The organism is Taibaiella helva (assembly GCF_003545695.1).
Lineage (GTDB): Bacteria > Bacteroidota > Bacteroidia > Chitinophagales > Chitinophagaceae > Taibaiella > Taibaiella helva.
The window spans coordinates 167,566-184,211 of record NZ_QUZZ01000010.1; the positions used below are offsets into that span (position 1 = coordinate 167,566).

Genomic DNA, 16,646 nt, shown 5'->3' on the forward strand with positions numbered 1-16,646 from the left:
TTATGTTTGTCTGGTTGTTTTTATATCTGGGATTGTACTTGCTAGGTTGTGATTGCTGTTGTGGCAGTGACTGCTGTCCTTTGTTGCTGTTTATGGCCTGAAAGGGCCGATGCTATGCTGCACAGGGCATACTGTACGAGAAGCATCAATGTCCATATCCCGTACACGCCAGCCAGGGGGAAGCCATAGCCCTGCAGCACATTGCCGGGTTTATAGGAGGCCGCTGTGATGATCATGGCCTGCCAGGGCTTACCCTGCATCATCACAGCTGGCATGGCGGCAAGGTGAATAATAAGCGTGCTGACCAGGTACACCATCAGCGGCTGCCTGCCCAGTACGGAAAAGAACCGGAACGGCCGTGCAGAAGAAGCTTTGAGGGTAAAGGCAAAGAGGATCAGCAAGGGACCTGTGGTAATACACAGATAATCGAGCGAGGCGGGATACTTGGTCACGTTGAAAAAGGAGATCAGGGTTCCGCTCCAGGTATCCTGCGGAGTCCAGGGCGTCTTGTCGCCATAGAGATTGGCTGTTCTCAGTGCCAGGAAGACCAGGCACAGCAGCATACCCATGCGCATGGCTTTTTTCCTTATCGTTTTCGCCGGGGTATGACAGATATAATGCCCCAGAGTGTAAGCCAGGCAGAGCAGCGCCGACCAGGGTAGCAAGGTATAGTTGATGGTATAGAGACGATCGCCGGATAAGAGGTATTTCTGCTGGTGCAGGATATACCAGGCAATGGCTCCGGCCGAATGGCCTGTGGCCGTTAGCTTATCGAGGCAATCGTGCCCCGCGATGACCAGCAGCGCGATACCGACGAGCCAGCGCAAAGGCAGGTATTGCAATATAGCCAGCAGGATCATGCTGAGGCCAGTGATACCGATGATGTACAAGCCAAGCGTTCGGTAGTAAGGATCGAAGGTGTAAAGGAAATTGTTGATCCCTGCTTCTGTGAGGATCAGCAGCAAGCCGTTCCGGATCCATACCCCGGCATTTTGCGCTTTGCTCCGCTGCCGTCCTTTGATGTACAGCTCAATGCCCGTGAGCAGGAATGCCGCCGGCGCGAAGAAATGCGCGCTGAACCGGGTAAAGAACAGGGCCAGGTCGGGCTTCGTCATGTCGACCGGCGGGGTATTCCAGCAGTGGAAAAAAAGCCGGGTATGGTCCAGTATAGCCAGGGCTAAAACCATGCCTGCTATAAGGTTCCGTTGCCGTATCCAATCCCGTAGTCTGATAGCCATTGCTGTGGTATTGGACCGCTCAGGGTTGATGTAAAAATGCCCCTGAGCGGCCGGTATGATTAAGATGTCGGGTGGTTAGAATTTGTAAGCGACGCTCATCATAAAGTTCCTGGTTTTCTGCGGGCGGGAATAGAAGCCATCGCTTACCCAGTATTTTTCGTTAAGCATATTGTTCAGCTTAAAGCTGATGCGGTACTTAGGTCTGTTATAGAATATTGTAGCATCCACCATGGTGTAAGCGGGCAGGGTAAAGGTGTTCTGGTTGTCCTGGAAGACGTCGGAAACGTACATCACGCCACCACCGATGCCCAGGCCTTTCACGGCACTTTCAAGCAGCGTGTACGTCAGCCATACATTGCCTACATGTTCCGGGGTACCTAGTGCCCGCTTCCCTTCGATATTGACCGCCGCCCTGGTAAACTTGTTGTCGTTGTAGCCATAGCCTGCAATCAGGTTAAAGCCGGGGAAAGGGCTGGCGATCAGCTCGGCTTCAACGCCTTTGCTCTGCTGAGTGCCGTTCTGTACCGTAAAGGTTTTTCCGTCACGGAGCTCAGGCATGATCGCATTGGTTACGCGGATATCATAATAGCTTAGTGTAGCGCTCAGCTTGCCTTCCATCAGGGCAAGCTTGGCGCCGGCTTCCCATTGATTGGCTTGCTGAGGCTTGAACACGGAGGTGCTGCCATCCGGCTGGAGGGCATTGGCTACGTTCTTGAAGCCGTTCATATAGTTGGCAAACAAAGCGATCTTCTCTTTGACCGGCTGGTACACCAGGCCGAACTTGGGCGAAAGCGCTGTCTGGCTGTAGTCACCGGTCGTCATGCTGGTGAGGGTATTGTACACACCTTTGTTCACAAAATGATCGACGCGAAGACTTGCCATCGCCATCAGGTTATCTGTAAAATTGAGGACATCAGAGATATAAGCGCTGTAGGTGTACTGCTTGTACTGGTTCTCCGGTGTGCTCATATTGCCCAGCTTGTTTTCAATATCCTGGATACGGGCAGAGGGCGTGGCTTTGTTGATGTTCACGGTATCGGTGGGCAGGTAGGTGTATTTTACATTGCGGTACTGGGACATGTAGTCGGCGCCGATCACCACCCGGTTGCGCAACGAACCGATAGGAAAATCCCCGATAAAATTTTGCTGGATATGCTGCCTGCCGGATTTATCAGGAGAGAATGAGCGCATAGGGCGTGCTACAGTAGAGTCGCTGATCCAGGTCAGGTCATAAATAAACAGGTCGTTGTATTCACCCACACCCCAGGAGAAATGGGTTTGCGAGGTCCAGCTGTCCGATATTTTGTACGCGGCCTGCGCATATACATTGCCCGACATCTGGTTGCTTACCAGGGAATTGTCCTGCAGGGAGCGCTTGTAACCGAGCTTCAGCTCGTCAAAGCCTTTGGCCGTAACGCCTTTACCTATAGACCATCCGGCAGGAGTGGTGCCGCGGTAATGCTGCAGATCGGCATCCAGGCTGAAGGTGAGCCGTTCGTTCACTTTATAGGTAAGCGACGGTGCAACCACATAGGTCGAACCATTGCCCTGGTCCTGGAAGCTGTTCTCTTTCTGTGCGGCAAGATTGATACGGAACAATAAGGTCTTGTCTCTATTTACCGGCGTATTTAGATCCGCTGTAATGCGGCTCAGATCAAAGCTGCCATAGGTGTAAGAGACTTCTCCGCCAAAATATGCATAAGGCTTCTTGGTGATGTAGTTGACCACACCGCCAAATGAAGTCATCGTCGATCCGAAAAGGGTAGCGGAAGGACCTTTGATGGTTTCCACTCTTTCTACCAGGGAAAGGTCGATACCGGTACGGAGGTTTGTGGCCATACCGTTGCGGAGGTTTTCGCTGGCCTGGAAGCCCCTCGAGAAAAAGGCGGGCATGCCTGCACCGGTCTTGGAAGGTGCAGCGCCGGGCACATTGCGGAAGGATTCATCGAGCGTAAGCGCCATCTGCTCTTTGATCAGCTCCTTATCTACCACACTGTACACCTGGGGATTTTCGAGGTACTTCAGCGGCATGCGGGCCACATTGGGACTTTCTTTCCGTGAAGAAATGGTGTACTTGTTGCCCACAATCATGATCTCGTTCAGCTCCTGTCCCGAAGCGGACAAGGTGAAATCCTGTACCGCATCTTCTCCCGCGGCAACGGTAACAGCATGTGAAGAGCGTTGCTGGCCTACATAGCTTACGACAAGGGTATAAGTTCCCGGCTGCAGATCATCGAACTGGTAGTTCCCGTTTTCATCCACTGTTATGCTGGTAAGGCCTCCAATAGTGACATGGCAGTAGGCGGCGGGCTGACCATCGCTGGTAGTTACTTTTCCGTGTATCTGAGATCGTTCTTCAGATGCTGCAGCATGGTGGTCGAAGGGAAACAGGCTGAACAGGGTAAGCATACCAGGCAAAGCCAGCTTCAACAGGGGCTTGCAGCAATCGGGGTAAAATATCGGGGACATGCAGTGAATTGAGGAATTTAAATATGACTTGGTTAAGAAAAAACAGGATGGTCGCGGAAAGCCGCTACAGGATTGTCGAGCAGCCCCACCGTTGCCAGGTCCATAAAAGGATTAGCCCGGTTGCGCAGCTGCCGGTTATTGCTGAGCTGCAGCTTATTCAGTGCGTCCGGCCGGATATGCGGAACGAACAGGTCAAAGCGCTGATAAGCGGCTTCGTATTCGGGATGCGCCTTCTGGTAGTCGCGGATGCAGGCGGCAACGAGCGACCAGAAGGCGGTTTCGGAAAAGTCCGTATGCGCTACCAGTATAGCGGAGATAAAGCGCAGGATCGAATCGAATACCTGTGTGAAGAGCGGCAGCGTACGGGCCTCGTCGGTCACCGGTACTATCAGCCTAAGCGCGACTTCCGGCACCTCCATGTCCGGGTTCAGCAGGGAGATCTCTTCGCCGATATCTTTCATAATGGCTCTTACCGGCACATGGTCTTCTATGACCAGGATCAGGTTCTCGCCATGCGGCATAAAGACCAGGTCCCATTTATAGAAGCAATGCAGCAAGGGGCTGAAATAACATTCCAGGTAGCGTTTCAGCCAGGAGGCCGTGTCCAGCCCTGATGCCCGGATCAGCTCGGGCAGGAAAGCTGCACCATCGTTGTCGATATGAAGCAAGGCCGCCATGGTCATCAGTTGCTGTCCCGGTTTCAGCTTACTTCCCGGGCTTTCCCGCCAGAGGCAGGCCAGCATTTTCTTGTAGGGGCTGTCTTCGGGGATAGCTGCATTGAGCAGGCGATGTGCAAAGCTTACACTAGCTACTTCGCGCAGGATGCAGAAGCCTTTTTGCTGCAGGTAAGCGTCGTCTCCGGTAAGATTATGCAGCCATTCATTAATGCCGGGGTTGGTCTTCATAAAGTAAGGAGACAAGCCGCGGACATAGCCCATATTCAGTATCGCCAATGCGGTCTTGACGTAAAACCGTTCCGGGCGACTGGTATTGTAAAACGTGCGGATCGATTGCTGCGGCAGGTAGTTGTCTTTGCTGTAGCCCAGGCATACCAGGCGGTCCCCGGCGATGTCGGATGCAAAGATATTCGACAGCTTGTTGAACCATTGCCAGGGATGTACCGGCAACAATAAATAATCTCCGGGCTGTAGCCCTTTCGCTTCCAGCTGTGCATCGAAATCTGCCCGTGTCTCTTCGTCCAGCTCCTGCCGGATCACCTGCTCGTAAGTCAGTGTGCTGATACCGGAAAATACCGCTTCGTCCTTATGTCCCGCCAGCCATACCAGGGGAAAGGGCTGCGCCGCTTCGGGAGCATAGCGGCGGTAATCTTCCGCATCGAAGCCGATGCGGCCGTTGTTGGCGATAAAGCGGGGATGACCGGTCATTGTCCCTTCGATCTGCTGGTAATCTGCTTTCAGCAGGACTTTCACAGAGGGCTTGCCGTAATGTTGCATATAAGCAGCGCCGCAAAGAGTGCTGCTTACTTCTTCCATATACACCGGAAGCATGCTTTCGGCGATGCCCATGTCTTCCCTGAACTCGGATATGAAGGCCATGACATCCGGCGTTGCTGTCTCGCCCAGGTATTCCCTGCTGATGGATGCCGTATCGATATACCAATGATTTAAGACCAGGATACGTGCCCTGAAATGATACACGGTATGACCATTACGGCTGCTGAGCCGGTAGCGGCCCCATCCGTCTTCCTGCCCGGTAAGCTCCGGTGTGATGATACGTTCGTGGGCAAATTCGGCGAGGATCTTGCGCAGGTGCAAACGGTTTACGCGCTGCCATGTACCGGGGCTGAGGTGCGCAACGGAAGCCTCCGGAGCAATTGCTATGGGAAATTTCATTGTCTGTGGTGTTTGTGTTTGTACTGTTCAGGCCAAAGCTGCTTTACGGGCGGATAAGGGATTCTTCAGCACGCCTGCGAAATGCTGGTTGCGGAAAGGCGCCGCCATATCGATCATCTTTTTGCTGTTACGGATCTGCAGGCGGTTCAGGCAGGTCTTGGGTATCTCAGCCGTGAACAGGTCGAACTTCCGGAACTTCTCTTCCAGTTCCGGATACCTGGCCTGGTAGGCACGGATACAGTCGGCGGCCAGGCCCCAGAATTGCTCTTCAGGATAGTCGAGATGGGCCACCAGCACTTCGTTGAGGAAGCGGAAAAAGCAATCGAATACCTGGGTAAAGATGGACAGGAGCCTCAGCTCTTCCGGCGCTTGTATGCGGATCCGTTCAATTGCTTCCGGCAGGGGCTTATCCGGCGATACGATAGCCACCTCTTCCCCGATATCTTTCATGATCGCTTTTACCGGCTTGCCCTGCTCCAGCACCAGGATCAGGTTTTCGCCGTGCGGCATAAAACGCATGTCATGGTAATAATAGCAGTGGATCAGCGGACTAAGATAACAGTCGAAGTAATACTGCAGCCAGGTGCTGGTATCCAGCTCCGAGCGGTTGATCAATGCCTTCAGCAGGGCATTTCCCTTCGTATCGACATGCAGCAAAGCGGCCATGCTTACCAGCTGCTGGCCCGGCTGTAGAAAGGGCTGGGGACTTTCCCGCCAGAGTGTGGCCAGCATTTTCTTATAAGGAGAATCCTGTTGCAGCGCGGTCTCAAATTCCTGGTGAGTATAGCCTATGGTGGCGCACTCGCGCAACATCATAAATTGTTTTTCCTGCAGGTAAGCGTCCTGCTGCACAAGCTCGTATACCCATTGATTGATGTCCGGTGTGGTGCGCATGAAGTAAGGCGACAAGCCCCGCATAAAGCCCATATTGAGGATAGACAGGGCCGATTTTACGTAATAACGGCTGGTATGGCTCACATTGAATAACGTACGTACGGATTGCTGCGGCAGGTAAAGATCGGCGCTGTTGCCCAGGCAAACGAGCAGACCGGTGGCAATGTCCGCAGCGAAAATATGGGCCAGTTTATGGTACCATTGCCAGGGATGCACAGGGAACCAGTAATACTGCGCTTTATCCAGGCCCCGGCCTTCCAGTATGCTATTGAATTGTTCCTGCAGTGGCGCATCCAGCTCCTGCTGTATGACCTGCTCGTAGCTGAAGCCGGGCATAGCGGTGAATTCCGTCCTGCTTTTGTGGCCGGCAAGCCAGACAACGTTGAAGGGATCAGCGGCTTCCGGCGCATAGTTCTGGTAGTCGCAGGCATCGAAGCCGATCCGTGCGCTGTTGGCGATAAAGCAGGGATGCCCTGCTGTCATCGCATGCTCCACATCCTGGTAGGCAGCAGCAGCAAGGGTTTCAGCCGGTATGTCATTGTTCCGGTATTTGAAAGCGCTGCCCTGCATACAGCTGATTACTTCTTCGATATAAGTGCCAATATCTCCTTCTTCCAGCCCGAGCACGGATTTGTGCTCGATAAGAAATAAGATGGCGTCAGGCTCGGCAGGGATGCCGTCCAGTTCCTTGCGGATAGATAAGGGGTCGATCAGCAGGTGGTCGAGCGCCAGCGGCCTGGCATTAAAGTAGTACACGATATGCTGGCCCGGCACATCGAGCCTGTATGTATTGCCGTCGCTGTATGTGCCGGTCACAGCGGGTTCCAGGAGCATTTCGTGACTGAACTCGCAGATCATCTTACGCAGATAATCGCGGTTGACAGTTTGCCACAGCTCCGGCGTCAAGTGTGCTGCGGCTTCTTGTGGTGTCAGTGTTTCAGTGTTTGGATACATATCGTTCAGTTTTGAGCATATGATCCCCATCTATGCATGCCGCATATTTTGAAAAGGGGCTTATTGCTGCCGGTCGGCGGCTGCGCCTATAGGATCATTGAAAATTTATTATCGCAGCCAGCAGGGACAGTATCATGTCCGGAGGCCTGTGTATTGTTCTGTGTATTCATGCAAATCAAGTACGATAAACGGTGAGCATTCTGCACCAATCCGAACAGGCTATGCTTGCGGCTTATCAGTGGATACTTAAGCGATGCATAGCGCATGCAAAAGTAAGCGCGCAATCCATTTGGCGATCAAGGCTATCAAAAAATGACAAAACTTAGACTTTGTTGAAGGGTTCTAAATGAAGGGACAAGTACTGTCGCCCGTTCTTCTCCGTGGAGCGCGCTATAGCTGTATGCCCTTGTACATGGGCATTTCAGGGCATCGGTACTGTAATGGATTACAGCGTGGTGGTCGCCCGGAATTAGGATACCTTTGCAGTTCATACGCTTGCTTATGTTTGATTACCGGCTTAAAGTATTTTACACCGTAGCGCAGCGGCTCAGCTTCACTCGCGCTGCAGAAGAGCTTTGCATTACACAGCCTGCCGTAACCCGGCATGTCCGCGAGATCGAGCAGCATTACCAGGTCCGGTTGTTTGATCGTAACGGCTCCCGGATCAGTCTTACTCCTGCGGGAAACATACTGCTGCAGCATGCCCGCGAATTGTTTACCTTGTACAGCAATCTTGAATTTGAGCTGAGCGGCTTGAATGAAGAACATAGCGGGCAGCTGAGGGTAGGGGCCAGTACCACCATTGCCCAATACGTGCTGCCGCCTTTGCTTGCCGCTTTCCACCAGCGTTTCCCGGGCATACGCATTCATCTTTCTACGGGCAATAGCGGGCAGGTAGCGCAAATGCTGGCGCAAAAGCAGATCGATATCGGTGTTGTCGAAGGTCAAACCCGTGACAGTGCTTTCCAATACACCCGGCTGGTAGATGATGAGCTGGTGCTTACCGCAGCGGCGGGCCACCCCCTGGCCAGGAAGGAAAGTATCATGCCCGATGCGCTTCGCCGGCTACCGCTGGTGTTGCGCGAGCCGGGCTCCGGTACCCTGGAGGTGATCGCGCATGCGCTTGCACCGCTGGGCATACGGCTGGCAGATTTGCATACCGAAATGCAGCTGGGAAGCACCGAAGGGATCAAAGCTTATCTGCAGCATTCCGAAGGCCTGGCCTTTCTTTCCATACATGCCATACTGAAAGAGCTGAAGCATAACGAGCTTTGCGTGATCGAGATCGACGGGCTTCGTATCGCGCGGGAGCTTTTTCTTATCCAGCCACAGGGAGATACCGTGCCCCTGCCGGCCCTGTTCCTGAAGTATGCTTTGCGTTATAACTTCAGGTAATGGGCGATGACGAATAGGTATTTCCCTGCTATATTTTCCCGGCGGAATTTTGCTTTATCAATTCAAGCAGTTCGTCATGGAAAAAGAGAGCAAGCCTGTAAAGGCAGCGGTATTGTGCCCGGCCACAAGAAAAATCATGTTTATCATCGCGGTCATCGCCTGCCTTACGCCGGTGGTTTCGCCGCCGGTAGCGCTGCTGGGGGGTATCTTTCTGGCACACCTGAACGGCAATCCTTACGCGGCTTATACGCCCAGGGTAACCCATCTCCTGCTGCAGATATCAGTAGTGGGGCTGGGCTTCGGGATGAATGCTGTCGCAGCGCTGAAAGCTGGGAAGGAGGGCTTTCTCTGGACCGTTGCCTCTATCGTCGTCACATTGACGGCCGGCTGGCTGGCCGGTAAAGGATTGAAAATCGACCGCAAGACCGCTTACCTCATTTCGGCTGGAACGGCTATCTGTGGCGGCAGCGCTATTGCAGCTATATCACCGGTGATCCGCGCCGAACAACGGCAGATCTCGGTGGCGCTGGGCACGGTCTTTATGCTGAATGCGCTGGCGCTGTTCCTGTTTCCCTTTATCGGGCAGCAATTGCAGCTGACGCAGCAGCAGTTCGGGCTCTGGTGCGCGATCGCCATTCACGATACCAGCTCTGTGGTTGGCGCTGCAGCTAAATATGGTCCCGAAGCTTTGCAGATTGCTACCACCGTAAAGCTGGCCCGCGCCTTGTGGATCATTCCCCTGGCTTTATGCTCTTCGCTGGCTTTCGGGCAGCGCCGGACCCGTATCCGTATCCCTTACTTTATCGGCTTGTTCGTGCTGGCTATGCTGGCCAACAGCTATCTTCCTTTTATCCGGTCCCTGAGTGCCGGCCTGGTAGCCGTAGCACATGCCGGGCTTACACTTACGCTCTTCCTTATCGGTAGCAGCTTGTCCCGCGATACGCTAAGGGCAGTGGGCGCCAGGCCTATGATACAGGGTGTACTGCTGTGGGCGCTGATCTCGCTGCTCTCGCTTTGCGCAGTGCTGCAGGTATAAAAGAAGTGCCCTATACAACGATGGGTATATAGGGCGCTTTTGCCGGCAGTGCCGGTAATAAATATACAAGGGAAGCGCTGATCAGGAATTGATCATGCTGCGCAGCTTTTCGTTCCGGTTGCGCAGGTCGATGCCGCCTTCCAGTAGGGATTTAAGATTGGCAAAATAAAAGGTCCAGCCGGCCTGGCAGCCTACATGGTAGTACTGCTTGCCTTTTTCGTCGACAGGTATTTTTTCCTGCTTCAGCTCGATCACGTTCTCGCCTTCTATTTCGTGTACGCTTACGGTACAGATACCGGCTTTGCCGAAGCTGAAGCGAAAAAGGGTACCATCGGCTTCCAGCACTTCGCCGTACTCGACACTGTTATCGTCGTAGCCATGCCAGAGCCATTTATAGGTATCGCCTTTCTGTATCTTGTCGAAACGGCCGCGTACTTCGCCTGTGGGGCTGGTAAACTCGGCCAGGCGCAGAAACCAGAGCTCCAGCATTTCCTGTGTGGTCCAGGCTTCATAAAGCGCTTCTTTTGATGCCCGTACATCGATACGGACAACGAAACGGGACCAGTCAAATTGATCTGCCATGATGCGGTGTTTTAGGTTAACGGTGATTATCGCGGTACTTCCTGCCTTGAGATCAGTTCTTTAAGCACATCATCGGGTGTAGCGCCTTCCATCTCCCGCTCGGGTGTAAGGGCGATACGATGGCGCAATACGGCCGGCGCTACATACAGCACATCTTCCGGCGTAATGAAATCGCGGCCACGTAGCACGGCGATAGCTTTGGCAGCGTTCATCAGGGCCAGCGAAGCCCTGGGCGAAGCGCCCAGGTACAGCGAACGGTCGCTGCGGGTCGCTACAGTGATGCGTGCGATGAATTCGATGAGCTTAGGCTCGATATGCACCTGCTGTACCAGCTGACGGCATCGGGCCAGCTGCTGACGGCTGATCACGGGCTGCAGGGTATCGAGAAGCATTCTGCCTTTCTGCTCATGGTGCTCGTTCAGGATACGGGCCTCTTCTTCGATAGAAGGATAGCCGACATTGATCTTGAACAGGAAGCGGTCCAGCTGGGCTTCCGGCAGGCGGTAAGTGCCTTCATGCTCTACAGGATTCTGCGTGGCCAGAACAATGAAAGGCGGTTCCATGATATGGGTCGTCCCGTCGACGGTCACCTGGCGCTCTTCCATGACCTCGAACAGCGCTGCCTGGGTCTTGGCCGGGGCGCGGTTGATCTCGTCGATCAGCACCACATTGCTGAACACAGGGCCCTGCCTGAAGGTAAAGTGGGCCTCCTGGGGATTGAACACACTGGTACCCACCACATCGGAGGGCATGAGGTCGGGCGTGAACTGGATACGGCTGAAGCCGGCATCGACCAGCCGCGCCAGGGTCTTCGCCATTAAGGTCTTGGCAACGCCGGGCACACCTTCGATCAGTACGTGCCCGTCGGCCAGGAGGGCCGCCAGCAGCAGCTCCATGGTTTCGTGCTGCCCTACGATGACACGCGCCGAAGCTTCCCTGATACGGCCGGTCATATCCAGCACCGGCTGTATGTCCATCCGGCTCTGAAACAAAGCGTCTTCCGCAACCGGCTTGCTTTCCTTATCTGCAGACCATTCGTTGTTATTTTCCATGATAAAATTCCCGGATTTGATTGTATAAAGTAAAGAGGAAGGCCTCGTCGGCCTTTACGCCCGACTGCACTTCTCTGATGTAATGTACTAAAGTATCGGTTTGGGCAATGGCTTTACCCGACTTGGCCGACAGGTTCCTGACAAATTCCTGGTCCAGCAGATTGGTATTGAGGTAATAGTGGTTCCGGACGAAATCAAGGAAATGCTGTACCATTTTTTCAGCGAGGTTGGCATGGTCCTTTTTATTAAAATACAGGCGGCCGATGGTTTCCACAAAAGCTACGGAGGCATTCTCTACCGGTGGTATGACTGGTATGATCGTTTGCCGCCGTTTCATTTCAAACAATATGAAGACAAGCAGGGCGAGCAGCGTCAGCAGCAGGGCGGTACGGGTGGCCTTATTGCGCCAGATCACGCCCCAGTCGGAATAAGATACATCCCGGTAATTGAAGGAAACGAAGTACACATTGCTGAAGTTTCCGGGGACATAGCTGAAGAAAGCATCCAGGTATTTACGGTTTTGCTCCTGCAGCAAGAAGTGATTGGAAAAGGCCACCGGCGCGGCATGCAGGATCAGCTTGCCCTCACCTATAGCATACAGCACACAGTCGGGTTGCTGCTCTTCGTTGCGGCCTAGGATGAAGAAGGGTGCGGTTACCGTATCCTGGCTCACAAAGCCGGCGAGGATATCCCGGTCGTGGTAAGCATAGCTGTAGCTTTGCACCTGGTTGTCTTTATCCTTCAGGTAGATCAGCTGCTGCTTTTTGCCGGCGAGCGTACTTTCGGGAGACTGTTCGAGCCGGAGCCGCTCCAGCAGCGCGTCATCAAAGCGGGCAGCGCTCAGCACCACCTGGTGCCCCGCTTCAACAAAAGCCAGCAGCGAATCGACTTCATCTTCTGCAAACTGCAGCCGGAGTCCTACCATCATCAGCATCGACTTGCCCTTATTCTTTCTGAGCTGGTAGCCCAGGTTGGTCAGCCTCGAAGAGCTTTTCAGCTTTTCCGTACCGGCGCCGGGAAACAGTATCGGCAGGCTGTTGTAGGTAAGATACAAGCTATAGGGATTTTTACTCACCTTGTCGAAATCGGCATACCAATAGGTAGGCTGATCCTTCCGGCTGCAACCGGAAAGCAGCAGCAAAAGGGCAGGGAAGAGTAAAACAATAAATCGGTTCAGGCGTATCATCTGGGTTGCCGTTGTGCTATCATTAATGCAGGTCTTTTTTGATCCCGTTGATCTCCTGGTAATAAGCTTCAAACCGTTCTTTGGCTACGGGCAAACCGCCGTACCAGGCGTATTCATATCCCCTGGTGAGCTGCAGAAAGGGCCGGTGAAGCCTGGTCCCGGATAATTCGTAAGCGTACTGGTAATTGGTCTTCGCCGTCTGGAAAGCGATCAGCTCTTTTTCCTGCAGCAGGTGCAGGAGGTAGCGGTAGCTGTGCCGCACGGCCAGCCGGTAATTGCCGGCGGCCGAAGCATCTTGTATAGCGCGTTCCCAGCTGGGTGGCACGTAGTCGTCGGCCAGCTCGTCGCCCTGCTCCTGCGGCAGCTTTTTGTCCTTAGGTGAAAAGAAGAGCGTGCCCCGAAGCTGGATCACGCGGATCACCAGGTAGATCACGATCAACGCGACCAGGCAAATGATCAGCACTTTACCGGCATCGGAAGTCAGGAAGCGGAAGATGCTTTCGAAGAAGCGAAGCCACCAGGAGCCGGTTTCCTTCGGTTCCCGGGGTTTTTCCTCCGGGTCTTTATAGCGGAATACAGGATCGCGGGTCATCTTCTGCCAGCTTTGTTCGCTTATCGCACGGCGCTGCCAGGGCAGGGGCCAGCGCAGCTCCAAAAATACAGTATAGGAGGGGGCATTGTCTTCTTCCGTGACATCGGTATAGCGCCCGCTTTCTGCCGGTGGCTCCTGGGCTTCTTCGACGGTATCGGTCTCCGGCGCCTGCACTGCCGCCGCATCGCCCGAGGGGGCGTTCTGCTCGTAGGTGCTGCTTTCGTATTCTTCGTAGCTTTTCACCCTAGCGCTGTCCTGCTGCTGCGCTACAGAAAACCCACAAGGCAAAAGGCACAGCAGCAAAAGCAGTATAAGTAAGGGTTTCCGGTGAGCGTACATAAACGGATTAAAGGTAAAGAAGGGAAATAAGCTGGCAAAAAATGTTTTGCGGAGCCCGGTCAGGAGGCCTCTTTGCCCATAGCGGCCCTTTTCATTTCGGCAGCAGCCTCCTTGCCTACATAGCGTTCAATGCCGTACTCCAGCAGGTAGATCAACGGGGTGAGGATAATAGCCATTACGACCTTGTACGAATAGTTTACCATACAGATAGCCAGCACCCGCTGCCAGCTCCAGCCATTGCCAATCTTGAAGGCGATGAAGAGCACCACAAAGCTGTCGACCAGCTGCGAAACCAACGTGGATCCTGTAGCCCGTAGCCATACCCGTTTTTCGCCGGTATGCTTTTTAATACGGTGGAATACGAACACGTCGACGATCTGGCTGATGAGGAAAGCGACAATGCTGGCGAAGATGATCCACATGCCCTGACCGAAAACAGCTGAAAAGCCTTTTTGCATATCCGGTACCCCTTCAGCTGCCTTGCTGCCGATCCAGAAATCACGGTCGGCGGGCACGCTCATGGCCATGTAGAACATGAGAAAGGCATAGGCGATCAGCACCACAGCAGTGTACGAGATCCGCTTCACTGCTCTGGGGCCATAGTATTCGTTCACTACATCGGTAAGAATAAATTCCAGCGGCCACAGCAGCACGCCGCAGGTGAGGGTATAAGAAAGGCCGGGCTCCCCGAAAAGCGAAAAGTGTGTGACAGACAGGCCCAGAAAGCGTTCCAGCGAAAACAGCTTACCGCCGATACATTCGGCAATGAGTGCATTGGCCACAAAAAATGCCGTAAGCGCAAGAAATAGTTTATAAGATTTATCCGAAAGTATTTTGTGGATCATAGCGGTGTAATGAAGCGTCCAAAAATACACTTACTTTTGTGAAAAGAAAGAAGCGGGTAGGGGCGCCGAAAGCTGCGTGAGACGGAGACTTCAGTGGCAGGAAAACTTTTTTTGAAAAAAAAGAACAACTTGTTTGTTAATTCAAAATACATCCCTACCTTTGCAATCCCAAAGCAAACGGGACCTACGGTACCGGATGATTTTTAGGAGATTAAGTTCTTTGCAACGATAATAAAAGGCCACTTTAGCTCAGCTGGTAGAGCAACTGATTTGTAATCAGTAGGTCGCTGGTTCGATCCCGGCAAGTGGCTCTTTTCATAATTTTGATTCTTGGTTTTTCATCCCGGATTCCGGTCGGGGATTTGAAAGGCGATCGTCGAAGATTATCTGGGTAGTTGGCCGAGTGGTTAAAGGCGGCAGACTGTAAATCTGCTCACTCACGTGTACGGAGGTTCGAATCCTTCACTGCCCACTTTTTTACAGATAACGCAGGATGTCAATGCTGCGTCATGCGGAAGTAGCTCAATTGGTAGAGCGATAGCCTTCCAAGCTATAGGTTGCGAGTTCGAGACTCGTCTTCCGCTCAGAATCAGATTTTGAATTGATAAATGGTTGTCATTGCGGCGTACAGCAATGAAGCAAGACCAGCCATTTAGCAGTTCAAAAAATGCTGTTGTAGCTCAGTGGTAGAGCACTTCCTTGGTAAGGAAGAGGTCGGCAGTTCAATCCTGCTCAACAGCTCATAGAAGTAAATTTTTTTACAACTATAAATAAAATAAAAATTTCTTTTAAAAAGAATAACAATGGCAAAAGAGACCTTTAAGAGGGAGAAACCCCACGTAAACATTGGTACCATTGGTCACGTCGATCATGGTAAAACTACATTGACTGCCGCTATTACCAACGTTTTGGCTAATAAAGGTTTGGCAGAGAAGAAGGATTATGACGCGATCGATAACGCTCCCGAAGAAAGAGAGCGTGGTATCACCATTAATACTGCACACGTAGAATATCAAACTGCTAATCGTCACTATGCGCACGTTGACTGTCCTGGTCACGCTGACTATGTGAAGAATATGATTACCGGTGCTGCCCAGATGGACGGCGCTATCCTGGTAGTAGCTGCTACCGACGGTCCCATGCCCCAGACTAAGGAGCACATCTTGCTGGCCCGCCAGGTAGGTGTACCCCGTATCGTGGTATTCATGAACAAAGTTGACCTGGTTGATGATCCCGAGATCCTTGAGCTGGTTGAGCTGGAAATCCGCGAGTTGCTGAGCAAAAACGAATTCGACGGCGACAACACCCCGATCATCCAGGGTTCTGCTCTGGCTGGCCTGAACGGTGAGCCCGCTGGTGTTAAAGCTATCGAAGATCTGATGGCCGCTGTGGATGAGTACATTCCCCTGCCTCCCCGTCCGATCGATCAGCCCTTCCTGATGTCTGTAGAAGACGTATTCACTATCACTGGTCGTGGTACTGTTGCTACAGGTCGTATCGAGCGTGGTGTGATCACTGTAGGTGACAACGTTGAGATCGTTGGTTTCAATGATGCTCCCCTGACTTCTACCTGTACAGGTGTTGAGATGTTCAAGAAACTTCTCGACCGCGGTGAAGCTGGTGACAACGCCGGTCTGCTGCTGCGTGGTATCGATAAGAAAGACATCCGTCGCGGTATGGTTATCGTAGCGCCTAAGTCTATCACTCCCCACACTGAGTTCAAAGGTGAAGTTTACGTTCTGGGTAAAGACGAAGGTGGCCGTCACACGCCGTTCTTCAACAAATACCGTCCCCAGTTCTACTTCCGTACTACTGACGTAACCGGTGAGTGTATGCTGCCCGAAGGCGTTGAGATGGTAATGCCCGGCGATAACGTTAACCTGACAGTGAAGCTGATCGCTCCCATCGCCATGGACAAAGGCCTGAAATTCGCTATCCGCGAAGGTGGCCGTACCGTAGGCGCTGGCCAGGTAACTGAAATCCTGAAATAAGCATTGCTTCGGCAAAACATAAATGAAAGTCCCGGTTAATCCGGGACTTTTTTTATGCCTTCTTGTACCGCCTTCTTTGTTTTAAACAACACTTTTGTAGGATCAATCGTAAAATCTGGGGGATTAGTAAAAAAGCGTTTGCTTTGCGAGCTAAAAAATAACTGTTTTGTCCGATCCGTATTTGGAGCTCATCTCCCTGACCCTACCCGAAGGCCTTCTT

12 protein-coding genes and 4 tRNA genes are annotated in these 16,646 nt (G+C 52.8%); 7 read left to right on the top strand and 9 right to left on the bottom strand.

Features of this window, described 5'->3' with window-relative positions; genetic code table 11:
• Positions 1 to 41 precede the first annotated feature (41 nt).
• The 4 genes from DZC79_RS16215 to DZC79_RS16230 form a co-directional block, all read right to left on the bottom strand.
• Complete coding sequence (locus tag DZC79_RS16215) at positions 42 to 1,238, bottom strand: hypothetical protein (protein WP_118952653.1); 1,197 nt, start codon at positions 1,236 to 1,238, stop codon at positions 42 to 44.
• A 75-nt stretch (positions 1,239 to 1,313) separates the two neighbouring features.
• A complete protein-coding gene (locus DZC79_RS16220; RefSeq protein ID WP_118952654.1) occupies positions 1,314 to 3,707 on the bottom strand; it encodes a TonB-dependent receptor in 2,394 nt (797 codons plus the stop codon).
• A gap of 32 nt (positions 3,708 to 3,739) precedes the next feature.
• The gene (locus DZC79_RS16225; RefSeq protein WP_118952655.1) at positions 3,740 to 5,560 is read right to left on the bottom strand and encodes an IucA/IucC family protein; all 1,821 of its coding nucleotides are present in this window, start codon (positions 5,558 to 5,560) and stop codon (positions 3,740 to 3,742) included.
• A gap of 27 nt (positions 5,561 to 5,587) precedes the next feature.
• Positions 5,588 to 7,408: an IucA/IucC family protein gene (locus DZC79_RS16230; RefSeq protein WP_118952673.1), complete on the bottom strand. Its 1,821-nt coding sequence runs from the start codon at positions 7,406 to 7,408 to the stop codon at positions 5,588 to 5,590.
• Positions 7,409 to 7,909: 501 nt separating this feature from the next.
• Here DZC79_RS16230 and DZC79_RS16235 point away from each other — a divergent pair.
• On the top strand, positions 7,910 to 8,803 hold the full coding sequence (locus DZC79_RS16235) for a LysR substrate-binding domain-containing protein (RefSeq protein WP_118952656.1): 894 nt from the start codon (positions 7,910 to 7,912) through the stop codon (positions 8,801 to 8,803).
• 76 nt (positions 8,804 to 8,879) lie between these two features.
• On the top strand, positions 8,880 to 9,839 hold the full coding sequence (locus DZC79_RS16240; RefSeq protein ID WP_118952657.1) for a YeiH family protein: 960 nt from the start codon (positions 8,880 to 8,882) through the stop codon (positions 9,837 to 9,839).
• A gap of 81 nt (positions 9,840 to 9,920) precedes the next feature.
• Here DZC79_RS16240 and DZC79_RS16245 read toward each other — a convergent pair whose 3' ends face one another.
• The 5 genes from DZC79_RS16245 to DZC79_RS16265 all read right to left on the bottom strand — a co-directional run bounded on the left by DZC79_RS16245 (position 9,921) and on the right by DZC79_RS16265 (position 14,435).
• Positions 9,921 to 10,421 carry an SRPBCC family protein gene (locus DZC79_RS16245; protein WP_118952658.1) on the bottom strand — a complete coding sequence of 167 codons (501 nt, stop codon included), beginning with the start codon at positions 10,419 to 10,421 and terminating at the stop codon, positions 9,921 to 9,923.
• A gap of 26 nt (positions 10,422 to 10,447) precedes the next feature.
• Positions 10,448 to 11,473, bottom strand: a complete 1,026-nt coding sequence (locus DZC79_RS16250; RefSeq protein ID WP_118952659.1) for an AAA family ATPase — start codon at positions 11,471 to 11,473, stop codon at positions 10,448 to 10,450.
• A complete protein-coding gene (locus DZC79_RS16255; protein ID WP_157977211.1) occupies positions 11,463 to 12,659 on the bottom strand; it encodes a DUF4350 domain-containing protein in 1,197 nt (398 codons plus the stop codon). The genes DZC79_RS16250 and DZC79_RS16255 overlap by 11 nt, the downstream gene beginning before the upstream one ends.
• Before the next feature lie 22 nt (positions 12,660 to 12,681).
• Complete coding sequence (locus DZC79_RS16260) at positions 12,682 to 13,554, bottom strand: DUF4129 domain-containing protein (RefSeq protein ID WP_157977212.1); 873 nt, start codon at positions 13,552 to 13,554, stop codon at positions 12,682 to 12,684.
• Positions 13,555 to 13,649: 95 nt separating this feature from the next.
• Complete coding sequence (locus tag DZC79_RS16265) at positions 13,650 to 14,435, bottom strand: queuosine precursor transporter (RefSeq protein WP_118952662.1); 786 nt, start codon at positions 14,433 to 14,435, stop codon at positions 13,650 to 13,652.
• Between the two features lie 238 nt (positions 14,436 to 14,673).
• Here DZC79_RS16265 and DZC79_RS16270 point away from each other — a divergent pair.
• From DZC79_RS16270 to tuf, 5 genes are all read left to right on the top strand, one after another.
• Positions 14,674 to 14,746: transfer RNA gene (locus DZC79_RS16270), tRNA-Thr, on the top strand.
• Between the two features lie 78 nt (positions 14,747 to 14,824).
• Positions 14,825 to 14,907, top strand: a tRNA-Tyr gene (locus DZC79_RS16275).
• 39 nt (positions 14,908 to 14,946) lie between these two features.
• Positions 14,947 to 15,019 (top strand) — tRNA-Gly (locus DZC79_RS16280).
• Between the two features lie 85 nt (positions 15,020 to 15,104).
• Positions 15,105 to 15,176: transfer RNA gene (locus tag DZC79_RS16285), tRNA-Thr, on the top strand.
• 62 nt (positions 15,177 to 15,238) lie between these two features.
• Complete coding sequence (gene tuf, locus DZC79_RS16290; protein ID WP_118952663.1) at positions 15,239 to 16,426, top strand: elongation factor Tu; 1,188 nt, start codon at positions 15,239 to 15,241, stop codon at positions 16,424 to 16,426.
• Positions 16,427 to 16,646: the final 220 nt, after the last annotated feature.